General features: G+C 46.4%; 2 tRNA genes and 2 rRNA genes. All 4 read right to left on the bottom strand.

The window, feature by feature from the left end:
• Nucleotides 1–126 (bottom strand): 23S ribosomal RNA (locus tag J7W16_RS21845); the annotation flags it as partial.
• Between the two features lie 171 nt (nucleotides 127–297).
• Nucleotides 298–373, bottom strand: a tRNA-Ala gene (locus tag J7W16_RS21840).
• Nucleotides 374–418: 45 nt separating this feature from the next.
• Nucleotides 419–495, bottom strand: a tRNA-Ile gene (locus tag J7W16_RS21835).
• Between the two features lie 94 nt (nucleotides 496–589).
• Nucleotides 590–692, bottom strand: a 16S ribosomal RNA gene (locus J7W16_RS21830); the annotation flags it as partial.

The following is a 692-nucleotide window of genomic DNA, read 5'->3' as shown; positions in this document are numbered from 1 at the left end:
TTCCCCCATTCGGATATCCTCGGATCAAAGCTTACTTACAGCTCCCCGAGGCGTTTCGCCGTTCGTCGCGTCCTTCTTAGGCTCCTAGTGCCAAGGCATTCACCGTGCGCCCTTTCTAACTTAACCAAATTAAAAAAGGTTTTGTTTAATTGTCTCCAATTAAACGTGAATTCTCGACTAGCTCGTTCAAAAACTCTTATAAATAAGAATCCGATGAACTTACTATATTGTTTCTCTTGCATTATCTAGTTTTCAAAGAACCATTTTACTATTCTACTATAGAGTAGATAGTTTTTTTGGTGGAGCCTAGCGGGATCGAACCGCTGACCTCCTGCGTGCAAGGCAGGCGCTCTCCCAGCTGAGCTAAGGCCCCAAAAATAAACGATCATAGTATAACCGTTTCAGTATGAAACTATTATGGTGGGCCTGAGTGGACTCGAACCACCGACCTCACGCTTATCAGGCGTGCGCTCTAACCAGCTGAGCTACAGGCCCCCACCGATAAATAGAGAGTTTCCTCTCAAAACTGAACAAAAGACCAAGCGCAAACAACCGAAGTTGTCTGTCGACTAGAGTAAATACTCCATAGAAAGGAGGTGATCCAGCCGCACCTTCCGATACGGCTACCTTGTTACGACTTCACCCCAATCATCTGTCCCACCTTAGGCGGCTAGCTCCCGTAAGGGTTACTC

This window comes from Halalkalibacter suaedae (genome assembly GCF_017939705.1).
Classification (GTDB): domain Bacteria; phylum Bacillota; class Bacilli; order Bacillales; family Bacillaceae_D; genus Halalkalibacter; species Halalkalibacter suaedae.
This window is presented reverse-complemented; position numbering and strand designations above follow the sequence as displayed.